We start from the raw sequence: 20,837 nt of genomic DNA on the forward strand, positions 1-20,837 counted from the left end.
GTGCCGTAGTTGTTGGGGGAGCCCGCCCTGAGCTGAAACGCAGGGTGCGGCATCCGGAGCGGTGGATTTTTTCACCATCGTGCAGAGTAGTCGATTTAGTTGAGGTGGCGGTGGCTATTGGCCCCGTCGCGGGCACATTCCCACTCTCGTGCCCGTACCCTAGAGGGGTGACTACGGGCAACAATCGACTACGCGCATTCCAGCAACGGATCAGTCGATCCCTCATCACTATGGCCGGGGGAGCCCTGCGCTCCAACAATGCGCCCACTCAACTCTTGTCGTTGCCCGGGAGCGAACATCAGCTGTCTCAGCGTCACGCGCGCTCGGTCATCGACCTCTGTTTGCGCGCGGGCGAAGCGATGCTCGCGACTGGAGCATCCGCCGCTGACGTCGTGGCGACCGTGCTGCGCATCAGCACCGCCTATGGCGTTACCGGGATGCACGTCGACATCACTTTTACGTCGCTCACCGTTTCGATACACCGCGGGATGAACGAAGACCCCATGTCGATCATGCGCATCGTGAAAGTGCGCACCATTGACTACACGCGGCTGCAGAACGTGTACTGGCTCATCGATGTCATTACCGGGCCCGACGGCCCTGGGGATGTGGATGAGACCCGCGAGGAACTGGGCGCAATCCTCACCACGCCGCATCCCTACCGACGCTGGGTCGTCACCGCTGGCAAGGGCATACTCGCGGCAGGTGTTGTTGTGATCTTCGGTGCCAGCTTTGTGCTGGTTCTTGTGGCTGCGTTATCCGCCGCCCTCTCGGATGTGCTGACGCGTCGCCTTGAGCGTTTGTCGGTCCCCGCTTTCTTCGCGCAGATGGCCGCTGCCGGCGTCATCAGCGTTATTGCGGTGTTCATGTTCTGGCTGAGGTCAATCGGGATCGATATTCCCGGATCGAACAGCCCGACCGTGATTGTGATCTCCGGAATCATCATGCTGCTTTCCGGTGTCGGCCTCACGTCGGCGGCGAGTGACGCGATCGGCGGCTACTACGTCACCGCCACAGCTCGCGGCATGGAGGTCATCATGATGACGCTCGGCCTGGCAGTCGGTATCTCGATCGTGCTCAGCATCTCGTTGCGCCTCGGAATTCCCGTGGCGATCGGTGACACGCTGGGGGACAGCCGCAGTGTTATCTCGGGAATGGTCGGCTCGGCCATCATCGCCGTCGGCTTCGCCCTTGCCTCTTATGTTCGGATGCGGTTGCTCCCCATCATGGCGATGGGTGCCGCCCTCGTGTACGCCGTCTACTGGTTCGTGCTGCCCTTGGCGTCGTCGCCCGGCCTCGCTCCTGCCATTGCCGGAACAGCGGCCGGCGTCGTGAGCTACCTTCTCTACCGCTGGCTCAAAGTGCCAGAAGGCGCCACCAACATGGTGGGCATCATCGCGCTGTTGCCTGGTCTCGCGCTGTATCGCGGAATCTACGCACTCATGGATTCTGAGTTCGGCGTCACCGAAGCGCTGCCATCCATGGTGATGGCACTCGCGACCGGCCTCGGCTTGGCGGCTGGAACAACCATCGGCGGATTCGTTGCTCGCCGTACCTTCGGCTTCGACCGCGCGGCAATGGCGGCGTTGAAGCGGTCGCGGACGCCGCGGTAGTGCTTGGCATTCTGGGCGAGCGCCTCGCGTCGCGAGCTTTGGCCTCGCGATCACTCTTGACGCGAGGCGATAACGATTGGTGTGCGCCCAATCGACGTTTTCGGGACCGCCTCGGGTGTGCCTCGTCAACGTTTTCGCCGCGCCTCGCTATTCGCGACTGGCCGACACCGGTACAGTTTGAGCGTTGCTAGAGTTCGGATTCGGAGCGAGGAATGGGTGCTATGCGAGATCAAGATGACCTTCAGTCTGCTATCGAGGGTGAAGTGCCCGTAGAGCGAGCGAATATTGCGCTTTTTGGCGCAACTGGCGCCGGCAAATCAACACTGTTGAATGCAATTTTCGGGGCAGAAATTGCACAAACAGGAATCGGAGCGCCAGTCACTAACGAAACCGAGATGTTCGTCAACGATGCTGGCACTCTCGCAATTTTCGACGGCGCGGGTGTTGAGCTGGGAGGCAGAAACCCGGTCCGCGACATAACCCAGCGACTGTTCCGGAACAGGCAAGGTGAGTCGGATGCTGTAATCCATGTCGCCTGGTATTGCGTGAACAGTCAGACTGGTCGACTCGAAAAAGGCCAACGCGATGTCATCACCAAAGTGGCTGCGCTCGGCATCCCGGTAGTTCTAGTCCTGACCAAAGCTAACGTGCGCAACGGAGTTGTAGAACCTAAGACTGCTTCCCTCGCGGATGAGATTAGCAAGATGACGCTTCCGATCGTCGGCGGCCGCCCGGTAATTACTTCATCCGTGGACGACGAATTCAACGGAGTCGGGCGGTTCGGACTCGAGACCCTCCTGGACGAGACCTATCGTGTAGTTCCTGAGGCGCAGAAGATTTCTGTCGCCGGGGCACAGAAAATCGACCTGACGATTAAAGCTCGCTATGCAAGATCTTGGATCGCGGGTGCTGTTGCATTCGCGGGTGGCGTCGGAGCAACCCCCATCCCGCTCGCAGATGCTGCACTGCTCATCCCGGCTCAAGCCGCGCTCATGGCGCGAATCGCTGCGATCTACGACATCCCACAAGCGAAAGCAGCGAAATTGGTGGGTTCTACGACAGTTCTCGCTGCGGGCGCCGGAAAAATTGCGGCCGCAAGTCTGCTCAAACTTATTCCCGGAGTCGGCTCAGTAATCTCGGCGGGTGTCGCCGCCACTCTTACCGGTGTACTTGGCGAGAGCTGGCGGGTCACGACAGAGCGGGTCTTCACGGGAAAGTTCGATTTGGACGACGCGGACCAGCTGACGAAGATTGCTGAAATGTTTGCAAGCAACATGAAAAGCGGTGCCAAAGCGGAGGCAGCGCCAGCTGCCACTGACTGAGCGACTACGCGAGCGCGTCCTCAACGCAGGGATGAAGGTGCTTCGACTCAAGCGCAACTACCGCCTGCGCGGCAGCCGAAGCGAGTGCCTCATCCGTAGATGCGCCCGAGAGGGTTGCGTGCAGAAAGCCTGCGAAGAATGCGTCGCCGGCACCGTTCGTGTCGCGGATCTCGGCAGGCGCCGAATCCACTCGATGGAGTCCGTCGGCGTCTACTGCCATAGCTCCCTCGGAACCGAGCGTGCACACCACCACGGTGGCGCCCGCGTTCACCCGAACGCGCATGAAGGGCAGAGGGTCCGGCATCCCCTCGGCGTTCATAAAGAGGTGCGACGCCGCCTGGACGAACGGTTCGTGAAAGTCAGAGTGGCCATCGTAATCGTGGAGATCAGTCCAGATGGGGATGCCCGACACCACCGACTCGGGAAGAAGCGACCGAGACGTTTCCGATAGGTCCATGACAAGCGCCTCCGCGCCTTCGGCCAGCGTGCGAAACTGCGCAACATCTGGCTCCGCGAACGTGGGAGTCGACAGGTAGACCGACACTCGCTCGCCAGCGTGGGTCATCAAATTCAGATGCCGTTCGCTAGCGCCGGGAACGGTAACGCAAGCCAGCTCGATCCCGGCAGACTCGAGAACGGAGCGCAGCCGGATAGATGCGGCGTCGTCACCCACCGCTATGTGACAGGTGACTTTGTGGCCCAGCGCGGCCAAGTGCAGCGCCTTGCCGGCGGAAGCGCCGCCGATGGCTTTGTGTTCCTCCAGCGCGAACTGCATGTGCGGGCGAGGTTCGGGCAGGTTGTCGAGTTAGAGAATGCTATTCCACGACACGGGGCCAGAGATGAGGATGCGCTTCAGCAGGGTCACACAGTACTGGCGCGAGCAACGTTAGGTCGTGTGGCAGGTGATCGCGCACCAGAAGCAGCCGTTGACCCTTGCGTAGTGGCCCTTCGCGGCATCCACAGCATCACTGCACGAGGCGAACTCGCCGAGGTCGGTGCGATTCTCGACGCTGGGCAGGCAGCCCCGCGTCGAAGCCAAGTCATGAACTTCGTGGTCTCCGGTGCCGGGCTGAGCGTTCTTGTTTACGGTGAAGTTAGGCATGAGATCCTCTTTTCCGTTGCACGTCATTGTGTGGGAAACAGGATAGCGACCGAGCCTGATAGTGCTCCGCCGCTTCGCTTACTTATGGAATCATCACCGGGGCTCGGTGCACCGAGACGCAGACCAGCACGAGGTTCTCGGGCGCTCTTTGACTCCCGTTGTTGTCGACCTACTGTGCCGCGCGTGACAGGGGCAAATTCTTGAGCAAGATCCGCAAACTGATGCTCGCGGCGGCACTGAGTATGAGTAGGCCGACACTCACCGCATGAAAGGTGCCTAATGCGATGGCTGTCCAGTAAGTCACGCCAATCAGCACGCCGAAATAGATAATATTCAGGATGAGGCTGAGCTTGGCAAGGCCAATCTCTTCGAGCACCGTGAGCACGAACACGTTGTTCGCGGTTAGTAGCGCGGCAATAACAAACACCACCGCGCCAGCGCGAATCTCACTTGTCGTAGGCACGCCTGCTAAGAGCACGTTGATCGCTGGTTCGTGAATAGTCAGGAAAACGACGAGCACTACGGCTTCAACCGCGAAGATTATCGTGCTCGTTCTCGCGACAATGGTGCCGATACTTGCTCGGTTAAGGCGGTCATCTGCCGCACGCCGAAGTACTTCTGAGCTCACTCCCGCCGCGAAGCCAATGGCGGCAACGATGCAGAGCGTCTGCACCATCAGCATCGCGCTAAACGCTAACTGTGCACTCAGACCGGCACCGTTCTCGACCGCGACGATCTGAATACTCACCACGCTCGACAGCAAGATGTACGAAGCCAATACAGGAAGGCCGACATTGCGAACCAGTTTCGGCATCTCTACACGCGTCGCGTTAGCAACTGGTGCGCTTGTTTTGCGCGATTGTCGGAGTACGCAGGAAACACCGATCAAAAACGACGTGACTCCGCCAAGTGCAAAGAAGATGGGCAAACTGAGAGGGTCAAGGTCGAATACTTTCACGCCGACTCCGTAACTGATCGACGTAATTGAGGCCCGCGCGAATACCAAGCCACTGGACTGCATGAAGCGGCCGCTACCCCGAAGATGTCCCTCGATGAAGTCGGATGCTGCAACAGGCAGATACCCGAGCGCGAGGTAACTCAAAAATAGGACGCCGGGCCCCGGATCTGCCAGACCGACGAGCAGTCCGCCACCAAAGATGGACAGAAGACTCCAGCACGCAACGAATATTACGCCGAAGACAATGGAGATACCGATCGTCCAGAAGGCCCAGTCGCGACGCGAGTTGCCGCCGGGGTACCGGGATCCGTGAGCCCCCGAAATTTGAGACGGGACAGAAAATAGCAGCGATAGACCGCCGAAAAGTAGCGTTAGAGGAACCAAGTGCGAACGTAGGAGAGCTGCATCGGCGCCAGCGGACGCGAAAAAGATCGCAGTCACCAGAATCGCGATATACGACAGGGTGCCCGCTATCGAAGTGAGCGTGCCAGCGCTTAGGGATGCGCGCACGACATGGATCAATTCCGGGGAAAGCCTTAGAGGAGCCAAGAGCCTCGCTGGCGTTGCCATTGACGTTTACTCCTTGTGAATTTGTCTGGGCCGCTGCCATTTTATCGGGGCGCCGTCGAGCCTAGGTGGGCTCATTTGCCATGATCAACATACGATAGATGCTCATTACTCACAGTCATCATTAATGGGGACTCGTGTCGGTGATGCGTCACGATCGACGAAGGGCGCACTGAATGCCGCCGCCAGCTGGCCCGGGGTTCGCCTAAAACCCACTGACCAGCTGTCGACCGTGATGTGCATCGCGTGGAGCTGCTGGTGACCGTCTTCGGCGGTGGCGAAGAGTCGCTCTTTATTGCCGAAGGCGCGAGGGCGGCCGGTTGCGACGGCGGTGCTGGTGCTGGTGGAGCTCATGTCTTCCTCGGCCGCATTGAGCCAGTGCGGAACCTATCGGCAACAAAGCTCAGGACCTTATGGTACCGTTCGGTACAGAACGAGAGTTTGTTTCCGGGTCGCCCCCGCGACCCGTCCCCACAATAGGAAGGATCCCCACAATGGATCTCAACAACCGTCGCGGAATCATCACCGGAGCTGGCCAAGGAATTGGTCAGGCTATCGCCCTCGAATTCGCTGCCAAGGGTGCACACCTGCTGCTCGTTGGCCGCAAGGAAGCTACCTTGCAGGAGACTGCCGACCTCGTAAAGAACGCGGGTGGAACGTCCGAAATTCTGGTTCAAGACCTCGGGCAAGCGGATGGCGCGCAGAACGTTGCTGACGCCGTGAAGTCGTGGGACACCATCGACCTTCTCGTCAATAACGCCGGCAACGTGCGTGCTGGACGACTCGAAGAGTCCACCGCCGCAGAGGCCACGGCGATGATCGACCTCAACCTCACCGCACCCGTGCTGCTTACGCAGGCACTGTTGCCGCAGCTTCGCACCAGCGGTTCCGCCAACGGAAGCCTCATCCTGAACATCTCGAGCGAGATCGCCCTTGTCGCGATGCCGTTCTACGCCGTCTATGCGGCCACCAAGTCTGGTCTGGCCGCGTTCGGTGAAGCGATGCGTCGTGAGCTGCACGGCACTGGCGTGCACGTTGCCACGGTTTACCCCGGTGCCACGGACACCGACATGATGAGCAGCCAGAACGCTGACTGGGAGCGCCGCCCCGTTTCTGACGTCGTCGCTCAGGTCATGACCGGACTTGCCTCAGACGAGCACGAGATCAACGCATCGGCACCCGACGGCCGCGGAATGCAGGAGCTCAACGCATCCAACCCCCTCGCTGTCGACGCAGCTATGGCGCCAGGGCTTGCTGAAATGGAAGCCGCTGTGAAGGACCACAACAGCATTTAGTCAGAAGCATCTAGCCAGAACCGTTTCGAGGGGTGCCGCATTTCTGGTGCCCCTTGAAACTCTGTCGGCTCTAGCCGAGTACTGGTCTAGACGAACGCGAACGCGCGCCCCGGAGCGCCGGTGCCGCGCGCAACTTTGAGCGGTGCGAACACGAAGTCTGCGCCACGGGTAGGCAGCGCGCCGAGGTGGCCGAGAGCTTCGATGAAGACTGCACCGTTGCCGAGGCCCGCGAGGTGAACGCCGCCGCCGTCGTGCGCAGATCCCATGCTGGGGCCGTCGGTGCCGACACAGCGCACACCCTTGGCAGTGAGGTAGTCGAGAGTTTCGGCGATGGGTGCGGGCCAGGCCGGGCCGGTCTTCAAGATCACGCCGTCATGCGCGTACGCGCGTCCGTCGAGGCCAGTGCGGTAATGCTTTTCGTCCCAGCGGGCGCGAAACAGCACGATGTCGCCGGCGGAGATCTCACCGTGCTCCCGCTCGAAATCGCGGATGTGCTCTGCCGTGATGGCCGGGCTGACGCCGGGCGCCATCTCAGCATCCAACAAGAACTCGACGTCGATGACGACGGCGGGGCCCATCAACTGCTCCAAAGGAACATGTTCTGCGGTGATGTCGCCGACCTCAGACGCTCCGTCGATGCCGGTGTGGGAACCCGGCAGGAAGTGCGCAGGCGCATCCATATGGGTTCCCGTGTGCTCGTCAATGAGGAGCCACCGCGTTTGGTAGCTGCCGCAATGAGATTGCAGGTGTGCCTCGGTGGTTCCACCGTCTTCAAAGAAGTTGAACGTCTTCTGTTGATAGGGCATGTGGCCCGGCCAAGTGCAGGGGAGTTCCTCTGCCAGAAGAAGGGTCAGATCAACAATTGTGCCGGTAGGGAGAGCCATGGGGCATCCGTTCTCTTCGGGGCCAGCGCTTACGCGGTGGCCATTACCTCGGTGAAGGACAGAATTCGTTCCTCGGTCGCTTCTTCTCTAGTGAGCTCCGTGACAATCGCGCCCTTGCTCATCACAAGCACGCGGTCAGAGAGTGCCAGCACTTCAGGCATCTCGGACGATACCATCAGCACCGCCATGCCCTGAGCGACAAGATCGTCAACCACACGGTAGAACTCGGCCCGAGCACCCACGTCGATTCCTCGCGTCGGTTCATCCAGAATCAGCAGATCTGGCTTCGAGAGCAGCCACTTCGCCAACACAACTTTCTGCTGGTTACCGCCGCTGAGCACACCGGCTTCTAACCAGCTTCCGCCGATCTTGATACGCAGATCGCTCACCTGCTGGGCGACATCCGCGTCAAGTTTCTTGCGGTTGAGCCAAAACCTGCCGTGCTTCGCCAAATAGGAGAGCACCACATTGTCGTGAATGGTGAGCGCGGTGTGGAGGCCAAGAGTCTTGCGGTCTTCAGAAACCATGGCAGCACCGGCGCGTACGGCAGCGAGCGGCGAGCGGATGACACCCGACGTGCCGCCCAAAGCAACCGTTCCGCTTATGGCCGGGTCTGCCCCGAAAATAGCGCGAATCAGCTCGGTACGGCCGGAACCCACGAGCCCAGCGACACCCACAATTTCGCCGCGGCGAACCTGAAAGGAGCACTCGGATGACGTGCCCTGAACGACAAGTTTGTCGACCGTGAGCACAGCTTCGCCCGGAACTTGGATGGTGCGTGCCTCGTGCATCTCCTTATCGAGCGCACGCCCCACCATTGCCGCGACGAGATCGTCGGTGCTGGTGGTCGCAGGATCAAACTCTCCGCGCGCTACGCCATCGCGAAGAACGAAGATGCGGTCAGCAACCGCATAGACCTCATCAAGACGGTGCGTGACGATGATGACCGAACGGCCATCTTCGCGAAGACGACGAATGAGCTGAAGCAGCGAATCTGTCTCGCGGCGGCCAAGAGCGGCGGAGGGCTCATCGAGAATGAAGAGTTGAGCATCCACCGAAAGTGAACGGATGATCTCGACGATCTGCTGCTGGGCCACACTCAGCTCAGAAACCAACGCTTCGGGATCAATGCCGAAATCCATGTAGGCGTCGGCGATAGCGTGCGACGCCTGGTCAACCTGCGACTTGCGGCTCTTCCACCAACCCCAGCGGTAGCCGGAAGAGCGCGTGAGAAATAAGTTCTCTGCCACAGTCATCTCAGGAATGAGATTGAACTCTTGCAGAACGATCGCAACACCATGGTCGAGAGCGTCTTTAGTCGAGCGGAAAGAGACTGGCTTGCCGTTCACGGAAACCGTGCCCTCATCCATCTCAGTCGCGCCAGCAAGAATCTTGCCGAGCGTTGACTTGCCGGCGCCATTCTCTCCGACCAGTGCGACGACCTCGCCCCGGCCGATGTCAAAGTTGACACCGGCCAGAGCGCGCGTGGCACCGTAGCTCTTCTGAATCCCCGAAGCTTCGAGGAGCGGAATGTTAACAGTCATGCCAGTTCTCGATGTCTATTCTTTGAAGACGGTGTCTTGTACTTGGTCTTCGATGTCGAGCACGTTCTCGGTCGTGACCAAGATCGTTTCTACGCTGATTTCTGCATCAACGGTTTCGCCATCGAGGAAGCTGCACGCGGCGGTGAATGCTTCTTGACCCATCAATACCGGCTGCTGCATTGCCGCAGCGGCTACATCGCCAGCCTTAATGGATGCCAGAGTGTCGGGGCTGCCGTCGAAGCCGACAACGATGGGGGAGTCTGCTCCGTCGATAGCCGTCAGTGCGCCCTGGGTAGCTTCGTCGTGCTCAGTGAAGATACCGAGGAGGTCGGGGTGGCCGGCCAGCAGGTCCTGAGTGAAGCCGAGGCTCTCAGAACGGGTGTATTCAGCCGACTCGAGCAGCGGAACGATCGTGTAACCGGCTGCTTCGACAGGCCCGGTGAATCCCTCGGTGCGGTCCTTGCCGTTTTGGCGAGTTTGCGAGATGCCGATGATGCCTACTTCGCCCTCGTCGAAGCCTGCTGCCTGAAGGGCTGCGACGAGTTCTTCGCCGGCGCCCTCAGCTGCAGCAACGTTGTCGGTCTTGATCAGCGAGACATAGTCGCCGCTATCGGTGCCGATGTCGGCGATGATCACGGGAACGCCGGCAGCAGAAGCGGCATCCAGCACGGCCGGAGCCGACGCTGTGTCGGTGGGCGACAAGATGATGGCGTCAACGCCAGCAGTGATCGCATCCTGAGCATTCTGAAGCTGCTTGCTCTGGCTGTTGTCTGAGTCATAGACGGTGACCTCAGCGCTGGCTTCTGCAGCCGCATCCTGGATGCCGACCGAAAGCGAACGCCAGAAGGAGACGCTCGTGGCGGAGGTGATGTACGCAACAGTTGCGCCTTCACACCCCGCAACAGTGATCTCAGGGTTGGAACTACTTGAGTCAGCTCCATCGATGGAACAGCCGGACAGCACCAGTGCTGACGCTGCCATTGCCGCTGCGGCGATGAAGGGTTTAGTTACACGCATGATTCTCCTTTGATATGTGTGTTGCTGTGTTTGTGCGGGTGAAAATTACCGTTTGCGAACGCGCACCAGTCGGTCGAGGACAACCGCCAAGATGATCACTGTTCCCAGTGCGGTGCCCTGCCAGAAGGCGTTGACACCGATGATGTTGAGCCCGTTCTGAAGAACGCCAATGAGGAAGATTCCTATGAGGGTGCCTAGAACGCTGCCCTTGCCGCCCATGAGCGAAGCGCCACCGATGACAACGGCCGCAATAGTGGTTAGCTCAAAACCGCTACCCGTGTTGGGGTCGATGGTGCCGAGTCGTGACGACTCGATGGTCATAGCCAAAGCGCACAACAGCCCCGTCACGGCGTAGGGGATCACCTGATAAAAGGAAACCCGGATGCCCGAGAGGCGGGCAGCCTCGGGGTTCGAGCCGATCGCATAAATGAAGCGACCTGGCTTGCTGCGGGTGAGGAAGATGTGCGCGGCGATATAGAGGACGACGAATACGATCACGTAAAACTTGACTCCGGCAATGTTGCCCTTGCCGAAGAATGCAAAGGCGTCGGGCAAGTTGAAGATCGAGCGGCCGTCCGAGAGCACGTAGGCCAACGACGCCGTGATTGACATCATCCCGAGCGTCACGATGAACGGCGCCAGTTTGACGTAGGCGACCAGTATTCCGTTGACAAGCCCCGCCAAGAGCCCGACGAGCAGCATGACGCTCACGCCTACGAGAACGCCGGCACTTGGCATAACCAAGCCGCCAACCACAATGGAAACGGCAGCGATGCCACCGACCGACAAGTCAATGCCGCCCGTGAGCACCACCAGCGTTTGGCCGATAGCGATGATGCCCAACACCATGACCTGCGACAGGATGTTCTGCATATTTGACGATGACAAGAAGCGCGGCTCAATGATCGTCAAGACAACAGCGAGCACAACGAGCGCGCCCAACATCGCTGCCTCAATGCGATAGGTGGCTACGAACTTGCTCCACCCCGAGCGCGGGGTGCGCTGCTCGGCTACGGTCGCGGTCACGCTGAAAGTCCAGCGGTTCGGTTGATTCTGAGAGTCATCATTGTCTCCTGGGTCGTGGCAAAATCACTTCGGGATTCGCCGGTTCTCTAACGTCGAGGGTCGAGCGGGATGGCTGGTCAGACCAACGGTCTAGCCTGCCAGAGTTTCGGCAAGCAGCCCACGCAGGTGGCGTTGGTTTTCGCCACATACGCTGATCGAATCGCCACCATAGTGCTCACATGTAAGAATTCCGCTGTATCCCAGCGAAACTGCGAGTTCTACTACCTCGCGGTAGTTGATGACGCCGTCACGCAACGTGCTCGGGGCAGTTGCGTAATACGAGTGGTCGACTGCCTCATCGCGGGTGTAGTTCTTGAGGTGCCAGTAGTTGGCGTAGGGCAGAGTCTTGGCGTACGTTTCGCGCCAGTCTTCAACTTCACGGTGGAGGCGAACGAGGTTTCCAACATCTGGATTGATGCCTACGAGGTCGGTGCCGACATCCTGAACGAAGCGCACAGCGCTATCTGAACTGCCGAGGTAGGTGTCTTCATACATTTCGAGCGAGGTGATCATGCCGAGGTCTTGCGCGTGGAGAGCGAGCTCCCGGATGCGCGTGACCGCCAAGTTCCACACCTCGGTGTCGCCGACCGGATCGATTGGCCCCTGGCCATTCCAGAACCAGAGAGCCTCACGCTGAGCCTGATTGAACGGCTGGTGCAACCCTGTCGAATAGACGCTGATGCCCATCTCAGCAGCAGCCTCAATTGAGGCGTGCTGGTAAGCCAAGTTTTCGGCTTCCTTACCCGGCTCGATGACGCTGACGCGCTGGATATGAACCGACGGGATCTTCAACCCCAGGTCTGCTGCGATGGAAACAAGCTCGGCACGCTCGCTGCTGCTCAGCAAGGCAGGCTTCAGCCACGCATCCGACAGCTCCACATTGGTGAAACCTTGATTCGCGATCTTGGTTAGCTGCTTCTTCCAGAACTCTGGGCCAGCAACCTGGGCAGATGTTCCATCGCGTGTGGTGGTATCCAACCCCAGCATGCAGCTGGTGATGGGCCAAGTCTCGGCGGTAAAAGCGGACACGTCATTGTCCTAACGTTTGTGGCGCGACCGTAGTCGGGCGAAAGTGCAGAAGGGAAAAGTGAGCCGGGAACTCAGCGAATGCCGAGCATTGCCAGATCTTTAGTGAAGGTAAAGCCCGCCGTCGACGTTGAGCGTCTGGCCGGTGATGTAGCCCGTCTCTTCGCCAATGAGGAAGTGGATGGCTGCTGCGATATCACGCGGCGTACCGATGCGGCTCGTGAGCAGATCCTGAGTGAGCTCGTCTTTGCGAGCATCCGAAAGAGTGCCGCCCATGATGTCGGTGTCGATCGGGCCAGGGGAGATGGCGTTGACGGTGATGTTGAACCCGCCGAGTTCGCGAGCAACCGACCGAGTGAGACCAATAACGCCGGCCTTCGACGCCGAGTAGGGAGTCTTGCTGAACGTGCCGCCGCCGCGCTGGGCGGATACAGAGGAGATGTTGACGATGCGACCGATTTGGTTGGCAACCAAAATACGCGCGACACGCTGCGAGACGTGGTGCACGCCATCGAGGTTGATCGACATCACGCGCGACCACTCAGAAGGGGTGACCTCAAGGTATGGAACGGGGGAGCTGACGCCCGCGATGTTGGCGAGGGCCACGATCTGCGGAAGACCTGCTTCGAAGGAGGTGATGGCGGCATCTACGGACTCAGGGTCTGTCACGTTTGCGCCATAGCCGAGGGCCTTGACGCCGTAGGTGGATGCGATTTCTTCGGCCACTGCGACCGAGCTGTCGTGGTCAACATCGATGACCCCGATGTTCCAGCCGCGTTCTGCGAGGTAGGACGCTGTGTAGCGACCGATTCCACGGGGGGACACTGCTCCGGTAATGATCACGGTGCGTTCGGTGGGGAAATCCATATTGCCAACTCCTTTGTTGATTCTCGGGCCAATTCGCCCGATGCATCTAATCGTAGATCATATAGCATCTTTTGAATCGCGCGCAAGCTAGACAGGAGTAGCACCGCATAATGCCAGCAGACAGGCCGGAGTCAGCGCTCGGGGAAGGAGGGCAGCGTGGGACTCGGAGGCGCGTGGGGCCGAAGGATGGGCGCGCACATTGCGCACGACAGTCACGTACTCATTGCGTGAGAAAGCGACCGAACGCGTGTGAGGGCTGGTGTTCGTACTAGCGCTGGTGTTGCTACTAGCGCGGGTGCTGGTTAGCGAATGGAGTCGTCGCGGGCACGATCGCGCACTTTAAGGATGTGGCTGCGCATGGCAGCCTCGACCGCCTCGGGGCCGTCAGGGAACGCGTCGAGGATGGCGCGGTGTTCCACTGTCGCCTCCTCAGCATCGCTCACGCCGGTGGCGACGGTCTGACGCATCCGATGAACGCGCGTAGAGATCGCTTCAGACATATCAATGAGGAACGGGTTGTGCGTGTGCTCAAAAATAAGGTGGTGAAAGTTCCAGTCGGCGGCGAAGTAATCGCGCAGCAACTCCAACGGAATCTCGCCAACCAGCGAGGCGTCGTGAACGGCTGCGGTGAGCTTCACGTGCTGGGCGAGTGCCTTCTCAAGAATGGGGAGGAGTGTCTCGGGATTGCGGGCAGCGATGGCGGCAGAACCTGACTCGAGCACGAGCCGAGCGTCGAACAGTGCTTCGAGCTGGTCGGCGGCCAGCGGCTCAGCAACGGTGTACCCCTTGTTGGCCACTCGAGTGACGAGGCCGGTGCGTTCCAGCTGCACAAGGGCTTCTCGAACGGGAGTGGGGGAGACACCAAGGTCTCGAGCAATCGTGTCGATTGAGAGGCGGGAGCCTGGTTCGACTCCGGGCCCTAAGAGAACGTCGAGCACGCGGTCATAAACGTGGTCGCGCAGTCCGCGGCGCTCGATTGAGGGTGACGAGTTCGATGTGAACAGCGAATCGGTCGTCATTGGAGCCTTTCCTAGAGACCGGCCACGGCAGAGTGGCCGGATCTGCGGTCGACAGTGATTCTACCTATTTCATCGAGGATCGATCGGATGGCAGCCGGATCGTGTGCAAATCTCCCGAGGAAAAGTCCATCAACGGTGCCGGCGAGTTCGGTCAAGAGTCCTGGCCCGGCGCTTCCGCCATAAATGACCGTCGAGCCGGCGTGGAGCGTGAGCGTGTGAGCATACTCGCGCAGACGAGTGCAGACCGCCTGAATGTGCCCGGCCGATGCTGGCTCTGGCGCACCAATAGCCCAGTGCGGCTCATACGCGATCGTGATCGGACCCTGGTGGTCGTGGGTATCTGCATCCCTCACCGCGTCATCCAACTGTCGGATGCACTCAGTTGCGGCCTCGGCAGGAGTCGCCTGAGCTGCCTCTCCGATACACAGCACCGGGCGCAAGTTGTTGCGCAACGCTGCCGCTATTTTTGCCCGCACAATATCGTCGGTCTCGCCGAAGAGGCTCCGTCGCTCCGCATGGCCGACTTCAACTACTGTGCAGCCGACTTCGGCAAGAACACTGCCACTGACTTCGCCGGTAAGGGCACCGGCATCCTCTGTGCTGAGATTTTGAGCTCCCACTCGGGCAAGACCATTCAGTATCTGCTGCGCCGCGGGGATAGACGGGAACGTGGGTATAACGAACAGCTCAGCAGCGCCCGACAGCACGGCGTCGTGAGTGCGTGCGATCTCCGCGACCGCAGTGCACCACTCAATAGTGCGTTGATGACTGAAGTACATCTTCAAGCTCACGCCTACCTGCACCGGCGTGACGCTGCTGAGACTGTTCACGATTAGGCGTTCTCGTAGGCAGAGATCTCTTGCACCTTGTCGTTCGAGGCACTTGCAGTGTCGAACTCGTAGGTGAGCCATTCGCGCACGTTGCGGCGCGCAAGTTCGAGGCCAACTACACGCTGGCCCATGCACAAGATCTGCGCATCATTAGAGAGGATGCTTCGTTCAACCGAGAACGAATCATGCGCGGTGACCGCACGGATGCCCGCAACCTTGTTCGCGGCAATCGCGACGCCGAGCCCCGTTCCGCAAATGAGGACAGCGCGGTCAGCATCGCCCGCCGCCACGATCTCGGCAGCCGCAATTGCCACGCCAGGGTAGTTCTGTGAAGCCTCAGCCGAGACTCCAACGTCGACCACCGAAGTGACTAACGGGTTGTTCTCCAGATCGCGCTTGATGATCTCTTTGTAGTCGAATCCGGCCTCGTCTGAGCCGATAACAACGCGCCATGTCGTGGACATAGTGTTCTCTACTTTCTCTGCAATGGATGGTTGGGCAAGGGCGTAAGGAACTAGGCGTCCGCGAGCTGGGTGCCGAGCATCGTCACGATGAGCGACAGCGACACCGCCCCAGGATCGGGGGTACCTACAGACTTTTCGCCGTGGGAACGGGCACGCCCAAGCCCAGGCATCATGTCGCTCGTGCGCTCCGTGGCGAGAGTTGCTTGCTTCGCAGCCTCGATCCACGCTGCCGCGAGAGTGTCGCCAGCCTCAACACGCGTGAGGAGCGATTCAGAGAATGGAACTAAGGCATCCACCAGCGTTTTGTCGCCAACGGATGCTCCGCCATACGCCATCACAGCGTCACTCGCAGCGCGCACCCCGTCGCTCACCGACTGGCTCGTGATCTCGGTGGTATCCCCGAGATGCTCGCCCAGATTCTTTAGAATTACCGCCCAGAGAGCGCCAGAGGTTCCACCAGCTCGGTCGGACCACTCGTCAGCGGCACGGTTGAGCAGTGTCTGTGCGCCAGCGCCTAACTCCGCAGCCTGCGCGGCGGCGACTGCCGCGGCATGCGCGCCACGCTGCATGCCGATGCCGTGGTCACCATCGCCGGCGACGGCATCCAATCGTCCAAGTTCTTCGACATTGTCGTCGATGAGGGTACTAATAGCGGCAAGGGATTGAGCGATCGTGGCTGCTGCGGCCTTCGACTCCGGTGAGGACTCAGCGACAGCCTCGTCGACCGTTGGTGAGTCGTCGCTCTCGATGGCAACGACGCCCGCTGATCCCATCGAGCCGGTGCGGAACGCCGGAGTGTGTGCTGGAGCGGCCCAGAGTTCCTCGAGTTCGTCGTTGAGCCAGAACAGGGTGAGCGAGACGCCGGCCATGTCGAAGCTCGTGCAGAACTCGCCAACCTGGGGATCGACGATAGTGATGCCGGCGGCTTCGAGAAGCTCGGCGATGCGGGAGAACACCACAAAGAGTTCTTCGTTTTTCACGGACCCGAGCCCATTGAGCACTGGAACGACCCGGGCGCCCTGAGCCTCAACGCCCTCGGGGATCTCGGCCTCAGCGAGCAGGCGCTCTACAAACAACTCAGAGAGAGCATTTGCCGTTGGTACCTCGGTCTCTTCGAGCCCGGGTTCACCGTGGATGCCGAGGCCGATTGCCATGCGACCTTCCGGCACCGAGAATAACGGCTCCGATGCGCCGGGGAGCGTGCATCCGGAGAATGCGACCCCCATCGTGCGAGTTCGTTCGTTTGCGAGAATCGCAACGCGCTCAACATGATCGAGATCGTGCCCAGCTGCCGCAGCTGCGCCGGCCACTTTGAAGACAGTGAGGTCGCCAGCGATTCCACGGCGCTTTGCCTTCTCCGTGGGGGGAGCGCTGAAGATGTCATCGGTTACGACGACCGAGCGGCAGTCGATGCCCGCCGCTCGCGCCGCAGCTTGGGCGGTGGAGAAATGCATAACGTCGCCCGCGTAGTTGCCGTAACTGAGCAGCACACCGCGACCTTGTTGGGTGGCGTGGATGATGGACTCCACTTGACGGGACGAGGGGGAGGCGAAGAGGTTACCCATCGCGGCTCCGTGGGCCAGCCCGGGACCGACGAGTCCGGCGAAGGCAGGGTAGTGACCAGATCCGCCACCGATGACGACCGCTACTTCCGGTGCCTCGGAGCGGGTGGAGCGAGCCACGCCGCCTGAGGTCTTGCGGACCCACTTGCTGTTGGCGCGGACGAATCCGTCAACCATTTCGTTGGCAAAGTCCGCTGGTTCGTTCCACAAACGGGTCATTGTTCACGCTCCTCATCGTTGAGCTGCAGCCCTACGCGACTGCACATTCAAAGATACTATAGGAAATAGGAAACGTGGTGCGGCCGATGTTGATTACGAACGGCCTCCATCCGCAGCGGAATACGAATGGCGTTGTCGGTGTTGCACACGAGAGCGACGACCGCACCGGCCTCAATCGCCGGCGTAACGTACCGTCACACACGCCCGGTGCGCGTCACCGAAAAATATTATGAAGAGGTGAATTCTGTGGAAACCGCGTTCCTGCTTATTGGCTTGGTGGTTTTGTCGACCGTCCTGGGGCTCGTCTGGCGCGCTCGCACGGGCCGCATCCAACGAACCCGCACCACCGCCGCGGCTCACGAGGCGAAACGCATCACGATTCCCGGTGCCGCACCGTTCGGCAGCCGCGTGACTCTGGTTCAGTTCTCAACCGAAGCCTGCGCAATCTGCCCCACGGTTCGCACACAGTTGAGCGCCCTCGCCGACGAATTCGATGATGGAACCGGCTCTGTCGTTCACGTCGACGTGGATGTCACCTCGCGCCCCGAAATCGCCAACCAGTTCAATCTGTTGCAGTCTCCGACCACGTTCATCCTCGATGGCAACGGTGTGCTGCAGGCCCGCATCGGTGGAGCCCCCAAAATCAACGATGTCCGTGCCGAACTGCACCGGATGCTCAGCCCCGCGCTGGTCTAAAAACTAGTCACCGCACCCGTCCACCCCGAGACAGCGCTCCCACGCGGAGCACCACAGATAGCGACTCCCATGACTTCGAATGACACCCGCGCCACCGAGCAGGCCCAGCTCTCCGGCTCCAAAGCAGCTCTCGCAGCAAAGCCCGGCCAGGCCGGAATCGACCCGCGTGGTCCTCGCTTCGGCGCCGGCATCACCGCCGTACTTCTCCTCACCGTCATCGGGCTTGGATTGGATGCCGCGGCAGCCGTACCAGCCGCACTCGCCGAACGCGCGACCCAGCCAGCCTTCCTTCTTCTCACCGCCATCGCAGTGCTCTTCGCGTGGGGCGCGTTCGCTGGCATTCAGCGTCACCCCTATGGGTTCTTCTTCAAGGCAGCGATTCGTCCGCGCCTGAGCGCACCGAGTCACCTCGAAGACCCGCGCCCGCCGACGTTCTCGCAGGGCGTTGGCCTCGTGGTGACCGTGATCGGCATCGTTCTGCACTTGCTCGCGGTGCCCTACGCGCTCGTCATCTTTGCGGCCTTCGCGTTCATCGCCGCGTTCCTGAACTCGGTCTTTGACTACTGCCTCGGATGCCAGCTCTACGTGCTGCTCGTGCGTGCCGGGCTGGTTGGTCGCGCTCGCTCCGCTGCCTAAGTTCTTAGGCGGCGGAGCGTAACTGCGAGCCCGGGAAACGTCAGGCCTTTCGGGATACGTTGGATGCATGCAACGCACGAGCCTGACTCTCCGCCTGATCATCCCCGCAATCTGGCTGGGGCTGATCATCGCCATCTCCTTCGTGGAGACGCCGCTGAAATTTCAGGCACCGGGAATCACGCTTGAGCTCGGCCTCGGCATCGGTCGCCTCGTCTTCTTCGCCATGAACACCACGGCGTTGGTGTTGGTCGCGATCCTGACGCTCGCGATGATTCGACCGCGCGCATCACGACTGCAGTGGGGGCTACTCGTTGGCCTGTGGGTGGTGCTGCTCACTCAGATCCTGATCATCCGTCCGCCGCTCAATGCGCGAACGGATGCCGTCATCGCTGGCGTAGACACCGGCGGCTCGCTCTGGCACTACTTCTACATCGCAGCCGACGGCACGATCTTCGTGCTCCTCATCGTCTTCGTGGTCGTGACGGCTCGAAAGCTGATTCCGGCGATCGCGCCTCAAAAAGCTGGATAGCTAATCCGTAGAAAGCGAATGCCGTTAGTGAAAGCTTGAGTGGTGCGTGCTCCTGCAACGTGAACACGCACCCCGACGCTTGGTTAGAGCGAGACGCTGGTGTGCTCCCACTTCCACTTAGCGATTCGCGGTGCGACCCAGAAGCCGTAGATGCCCAGCGTGATCACGATGAGAAAGAACCATTTGATCCAGAGGCCGAAGAGTCCCAATCCGGTGCCCGTGAAAATCAACGGCTGACCGTCGATGAACGAGTGCTTAGCGCGCCAACGTTCGGTAAGCACCAAGCTAAATGGGTAGCAGATTCCTAATGTTAAGAATGTGATGAGACCGCCAAGGAATGCGGTGCCGAAGTAGGTGCCGGCCCCTCCGTCGAAGGTAAAGCTGCCGTTACGTGCCATGGGAAATCCCTAATATCAGGTGCGCGGTAATCTGTGTGCTTCCTGAACGTAACATTGAGTGTTCGCCACTTTCGCCAATCGATGACCCCAGTGTGAGGCGGCGGCTGTGGGCAGCGAAAGTGAGCCGGGCGTCAGCGCTAGCTGGCTAGCGACTCCCACGGTGCGAGCGTGACGGTCCCCTCGATGCGTCGTCGGAAGTCGGCATCCACAGTGACAAAAGCATCAGCTTGTAGCTGCGCGACCGCGACGTACTCGGCATCGTTTGTGTCGGGCCAATCGAGACTCGCGGCAATCTTCCACGCCGTCGCACGGGATACGCGGTCGCCGAGAAGACGGATGCGCATGGTGGTGATGCGATTCAGTATTTCTAGGGCATCATCCTGACTCAGTTCTCCCGCGCGCGCTTGGGAGTAGAGAATCGACAGCGCCTGTGATCGCAAGACATTCGGCGCGACAAGTTGATGCTCTGCGGAGACAATGATCTTCTCGCGCGCGAGCCGGATCGCGGTGGGAGCGTCGATCGCATAGCGGGTCATGTGAATATTGTGCTGTCGACCGCTAGCAAAGTACAGGGGCGACGGCGTGAATCGTATCGTGGAGGTCTTGACAGAAGTGTAGACATTCGTTGACACTAATAATGTGACCAACACCGGAGCCGAAACGGACGACACCGACGCAATCATCGCTGCGGTGAATCCTGCCAAGCAAAATCCTGCCAAGCAGAATCCCGCTCAAGGGAATCGCGAAGGCGACGCCGACCTCCGTGCGCTCGCCAATTCTGTGCGCCTCGACATGCTCAGACTGCTGCGCGATCGCGAGTGGACAATGGCAGAACTCGCCACCGAGTTGGGCCTGCGCAAGGGAAGCATCAGCTACCACTTGCGTGTGCTGGAGCGTGCCGGAATCGTTCGCCAATCTGCCGAGCGAAACGTTCGCGGTGGGCACCAGCAACTCTGGGCGCTGAGCGCCGCATCAATGGCGGGCAGCCCAGAGTCGACAACTCCCCGCTCGCGGCCCGCAGTGCTTCGCGCGTTAGCTTCGCAGATGGAAGCAAGTGCATCCCAGCGATTGCTCGTTTGCCCGGCGCGACTGGATGCTGCAGGAAAAGAGAAAGCGATCGTTCTGTTGGAAGCTGCGCTGGCATCGATCCGCGAACTCGAGACCGAGGCGGGAGACGTCGTCACTCTTGGTGCCTTCACCTTCGGTTCAGCCGCCGAATGACAA

At 60.3% G+C, this 20,837-nt stretch carries 23 protein-coding genes; 7 read left to right on the forward strand and 16 right to left on the reverse strand.

Translation table 11 applies throughout. From position 1 onward, the window contains the following. The first annotated feature begins 167 nt into the window (after positions 1–167). Entirely contained in the window at positions 168–1,613 is a 1,446-nt protein-coding gene (locus I6E56_RS00230; RefSeq protein ID WP_307842686.1) for a threonine/serine exporter family protein, read from the forward strand. 221 nt (positions 1,614–1,834) lie between these two features. After that, entirely contained in the window at positions 1,835–2,935 is a 1,101-nt protein-coding gene (locus tag I6E56_RS00235) for a YcjF family protein (protein WP_197135356.1), read from the forward strand. Between the two features lie 4 nt (positions 2,936–2,939). Here I6E56_RS00235 and I6E56_RS00240 read toward each other — a convergent pair whose 3' ends face one another. From I6E56_RS00240 to I6E56_RS00255, 4 genes are all read right to left on the reverse strand, one after another. Then, positions 2,940–3,710: a carbohydrate kinase family protein gene (locus I6E56_RS00240; protein ID WP_197135357.1), complete on the reverse strand. Its 771-nt coding sequence runs from the start codon at positions 3,708–3,710 to the stop codon at positions 2,940–2,942. 111 nt (positions 3,711–3,821) lie between these two features. Next, positions 3,822–4,037 (reverse strand): hypothetical protein, encoded by a 216-nt coding sequence (locus I6E56_RS00245; protein ID WP_197135358.1) that lies wholly within the window; start codon positions 4,035–4,037, stop codon positions 3,822–3,824. 169 nt (positions 4,038–4,206) lie between these two features. After that, the gene (locus tag I6E56_RS00250; protein WP_197135359.1) at positions 4,207–5,505 is read right to left on the reverse strand and encodes a hypothetical protein; all 1,299 of its coding nucleotides are present in this window, start codon (positions 5,503–5,505) and stop codon (positions 4,207–4,209) included. 165 nt (positions 5,506–5,670) lie between these two features. Then, positions 5,671–5,916, reverse strand: coding sequence for a hypothetical protein (locus I6E56_RS00255; RefSeq protein ID WP_197135360.1), 246 nt, complete (start codon positions 5,914–5,916; stop codon positions 5,671–5,673). A 140-nt stretch (positions 5,917–6,056) separates the two neighbouring features. Between I6E56_RS00255 and I6E56_RS00260 the strand changes: the two genes are divergently transcribed. Continuing rightward, positions 6,057–6,857, forward strand: coding sequence for an SDR family oxidoreductase (locus I6E56_RS00260; protein ID WP_197135361.1), 801 nt, complete (start codon positions 6,057–6,059; stop codon positions 6,855–6,857). Between the two features lie 86 nt (positions 6,858–6,943). Here I6E56_RS00260 and I6E56_RS00265 read toward each other — a convergent pair whose 3' ends face one another. The 10 genes from I6E56_RS00265 to I6E56_RS00310 form a co-directional block, all read right to left on the reverse strand. Beyond that, entirely contained in the window at positions 6,944–7,741 is a 798-nt protein-coding gene (locus tag I6E56_RS00265; protein ID WP_197135362.1) for a cyclase family protein, read from the reverse strand. Between the two features lie 29 nt (positions 7,742–7,770). Further along, a complete protein-coding gene (locus I6E56_RS00270; RefSeq protein ID WP_197135363.1) occupies positions 7,771–9,285 on the reverse strand; it encodes a sugar ABC transporter ATP-binding protein in 1,515 nt (504 codons plus the stop codon). A gap of 15 nt (positions 9,286–9,300) precedes the next feature. Then, on the reverse strand, positions 9,301–10,302 hold the full coding sequence (locus I6E56_RS00275) for a substrate-binding domain-containing protein (RefSeq protein WP_197135364.1): 1,002 nt from the start codon (positions 10,300–10,302) through the stop codon (positions 9,301–9,303). 45 nt (positions 10,303–10,347) lie between these two features. Further along, on the reverse strand, positions 10,348–11,328 hold the full coding sequence (locus I6E56_RS00280; protein ID WP_197135365.1) for an ABC transporter permease: 981 nt from the start codon (positions 11,326–11,328) through the stop codon (positions 10,348–10,350). 129 nt (positions 11,329–11,457) lie between these two features. Then, the gene (locus I6E56_RS00285; RefSeq protein WP_307842689.1) at positions 11,458–12,396 is read right to left on the reverse strand and encodes a sugar phosphate isomerase/epimerase family protein; all 939 of its coding nucleotides are present in this window, start codon (positions 12,394–12,396) and stop codon (positions 11,458–11,460) included. Between the two features lie 99 nt (positions 12,397–12,495). Beyond that, positions 12,496–13,260, reverse strand: a complete 765-nt coding sequence (locus I6E56_RS00290) for an SDR family NAD(P)-dependent oxidoreductase (RefSeq protein ID WP_197135366.1) — start codon at positions 13,258–13,260, stop codon at positions 12,496–12,498. Between the two features lie 302 nt (positions 13,261–13,562). Next, positions 13,563–14,279, reverse strand: coding sequence for a GntR family transcriptional regulator (locus I6E56_RS00295; protein ID WP_197135367.1), 717 nt, complete (start codon positions 14,277–14,279; stop codon positions 13,563–13,565). 11 nt (positions 14,280–14,290) lie between these two features. Next, the gene (locus I6E56_RS00300; RefSeq protein WP_307842691.1) at positions 14,291–15,109 is read right to left on the reverse strand and encodes a triose-phosphate isomerase family protein; all 819 of its coding nucleotides are present in this window, start codon (positions 15,107–15,109) and stop codon (positions 14,291–14,293) included. 2 nt (positions 15,110–15,111) lie between these two features. Next, on the reverse strand, positions 15,112–15,573 hold the full coding sequence (locus I6E56_RS00305; protein ID WP_197135369.1) for a ribose-5-phosphate isomerase: 462 nt from the start codon (positions 15,571–15,573) through the stop codon (positions 15,112–15,114). 50 nt (positions 15,574–15,623) lie between these two features. Next, on the reverse strand, positions 15,624–17,354 hold the full coding sequence (locus I6E56_RS00310) for a dihydroxyacetone kinase family protein (RefSeq protein WP_197135370.1): 1,731 nt from the start codon (positions 17,352–17,354) through the stop codon (positions 15,624–15,626). 246 nt (positions 17,355–17,600) lie between these two features. Here I6E56_RS00310 and I6E56_RS00315 point away from each other — a divergent pair, with 246 nt between their 5' ends. From I6E56_RS00315 to I6E56_RS00325, 3 genes are all read left to right on the forward strand, one after another. Continuing rightward, complete coding sequence (locus I6E56_RS00315; protein ID WP_197135371.1) at positions 17,601–18,050, forward strand: thioredoxin family protein; 450 nt, start codon at positions 17,601–17,603, stop codon at positions 18,048–18,050. A gap of 69 nt (positions 18,051–18,119) precedes the next feature. After that, a complete protein-coding gene (locus tag I6E56_RS00320; RefSeq protein WP_197135372.1) occupies positions 18,120–18,686 on the forward strand; it encodes a DUF4395 domain-containing protein in 567 nt (188 codons plus the stop codon). Between the two features lie 67 nt (positions 18,687–18,753). Further along, positions 18,754–19,215 (forward strand): hypothetical protein, encoded by a 462-nt coding sequence (locus tag I6E56_RS00325; RefSeq protein WP_197135373.1) that lies wholly within the window; start codon positions 18,754–18,756, stop codon positions 19,213–19,215. An 83-nt stretch (positions 19,216–19,298) separates the two neighbouring features. Here the strand turns inward: I6E56_RS00325 and I6E56_RS00330 are convergent, their stop codons facing one another. Then, a complete protein-coding gene (locus I6E56_RS00330; RefSeq protein WP_197135374.1) occupies positions 19,299–19,613 on the reverse strand; it encodes a DUF898 family protein in 315 nt (104 codons plus the stop codon). 137 nt (positions 19,614–19,750) lie between these two features. Further along, the gene (locus I6E56_RS00335) at positions 19,751–20,149 is read right to left on the reverse strand and encodes a type II toxin-antitoxin system VapC family toxin (RefSeq protein WP_197135375.1); all 399 of its coding nucleotides are present in this window, start codon (positions 20,147–20,149) and stop codon (positions 19,751–19,753) included. 103 nt (positions 20,150–20,252) lie between these two features. On the opposite strand from I6E56_RS00335, the gene I6E56_RS00340 reads away from it, so the two are divergent. Beyond that, positions 20,253–20,834: a winged helix-turn-helix domain-containing protein gene (locus I6E56_RS00340; RefSeq protein ID WP_197135376.1), complete on the forward strand. Its 582-nt coding sequence runs from the start codon at positions 20,253–20,255 to the stop codon at positions 20,832–20,834. Positions 20,835–20,837 lie beyond the last annotated feature (3 nt).

The organism is Salinibacterium sp. NK8237 (assembly GCF_015864955.1).
In the GTDB taxonomy this organism is placed as follows: domain Bacteria; phylum Actinomycetota; class Actinomycetes; order Actinomycetales; family Microbacteriaceae; genus Rhodoglobus.

Coding starts and splice junctions, on each gene's coding strand:
- I6E56_RS00330 (WP_197135374.1), bottom strand. CDS start 19,613: ATGGCACGTAACGGCAGCTTTACCTTCGACGGAGGGGCCGGCACCTAC.
- I6E56_RS00265 (WP_197135362.1), bottom strand. CDS start 7,741: ATGGCTCTCCCTACCGGCACAATTGTTGATCTGACCCTTCTTCTGGCA.
- I6E56_RS00275 (WP_197135364.1), bottom strand. CDS start 10,302: ATGCGTGTAACTAAACCCTTCATCGCCGCAGCGGCAATGGCAGCGTCA.
- I6E56_RS00335 (WP_197135375.1), bottom strand. CDS start 20,149: ATGACCCGCTATGCGATCGACGCTCCCACCGCGATCCGGCTCGCGCGC.
- I6E56_RS00270 (WP_197135363.1), bottom strand. CDS start 9,285: ATGACTGTTAACATTCCGCTCCTCGAAGCTTCGGGGATTCAGAAGAGC.
- I6E56_RS00295 (WP_197135367.1), bottom strand. CDS start 14,279: ATGACGACCGATTCGCTGTTCACATCGAACTCGTCACCCTCAATCGAG.
- I6E56_RS00260 (WP_197135361.1), top strand. CDS start 6,057: ATGGATCTCAACAACCGTCGCGGAATCATCACCGGAGCTGGCCAAGGA.
- I6E56_RS00245 (WP_197135358.1), bottom strand. CDS start 4,037: ATGCCTAACTTCACCGTAAACAAGAACGCTCAGCCCGGCACCGGAGAC.
- I6E56_RS00255 (WP_197135360.1), bottom strand. CDS start 5,916: ATGAGCTCCACCAGCACCAGCACCGCCGTCGCAACCGGCCGCCCTCGC.
- I6E56_RS00325 (WP_197135373.1), top strand. CDS start 18,754: ATGCAACGCACGAGCCTGACTCTCCGCCTGATCATCCCCGCAATCTGG.
- I6E56_RS00310 (WP_197135370.1), bottom strand. CDS start 17,354: ATGACCCGTTTGTGGAACGAACCAGCGGACTTTGCCAACGAAATGGTT.
- I6E56_RS00320 (WP_197135372.1), top strand. CDS start 18,120: ATGACTTCGAATGACACCCGCGCCACCGAGCAGGCCCAGCTCTCCGGC.
- I6E56_RS00290 (WP_197135366.1), bottom strand. CDS start 13,260: ATGGATTTCCCCACCGAACGCACCGTGATCATTACCGGAGCAGTGTCC.
- I6E56_RS00240 (WP_197135357.1), bottom strand. CDS start 3,710: ATGCAGTTCGCGCTGGAGGAACACAAAGCCATCGGCGGCGCTTCCGCC.
- I6E56_RS00305 (WP_197135369.1), bottom strand. CDS start 15,573: ATGTCCACGACATGGCGCGTTGTTATCGGCTCAGACGAGGCCGGATTC.
- I6E56_RS00235 (WP_197135356.1), top strand. CDS start 1,835: ATGCGAGATCAAGATGACCTTCAGTCTGCTATCGAGGGTGAAGTGCCC.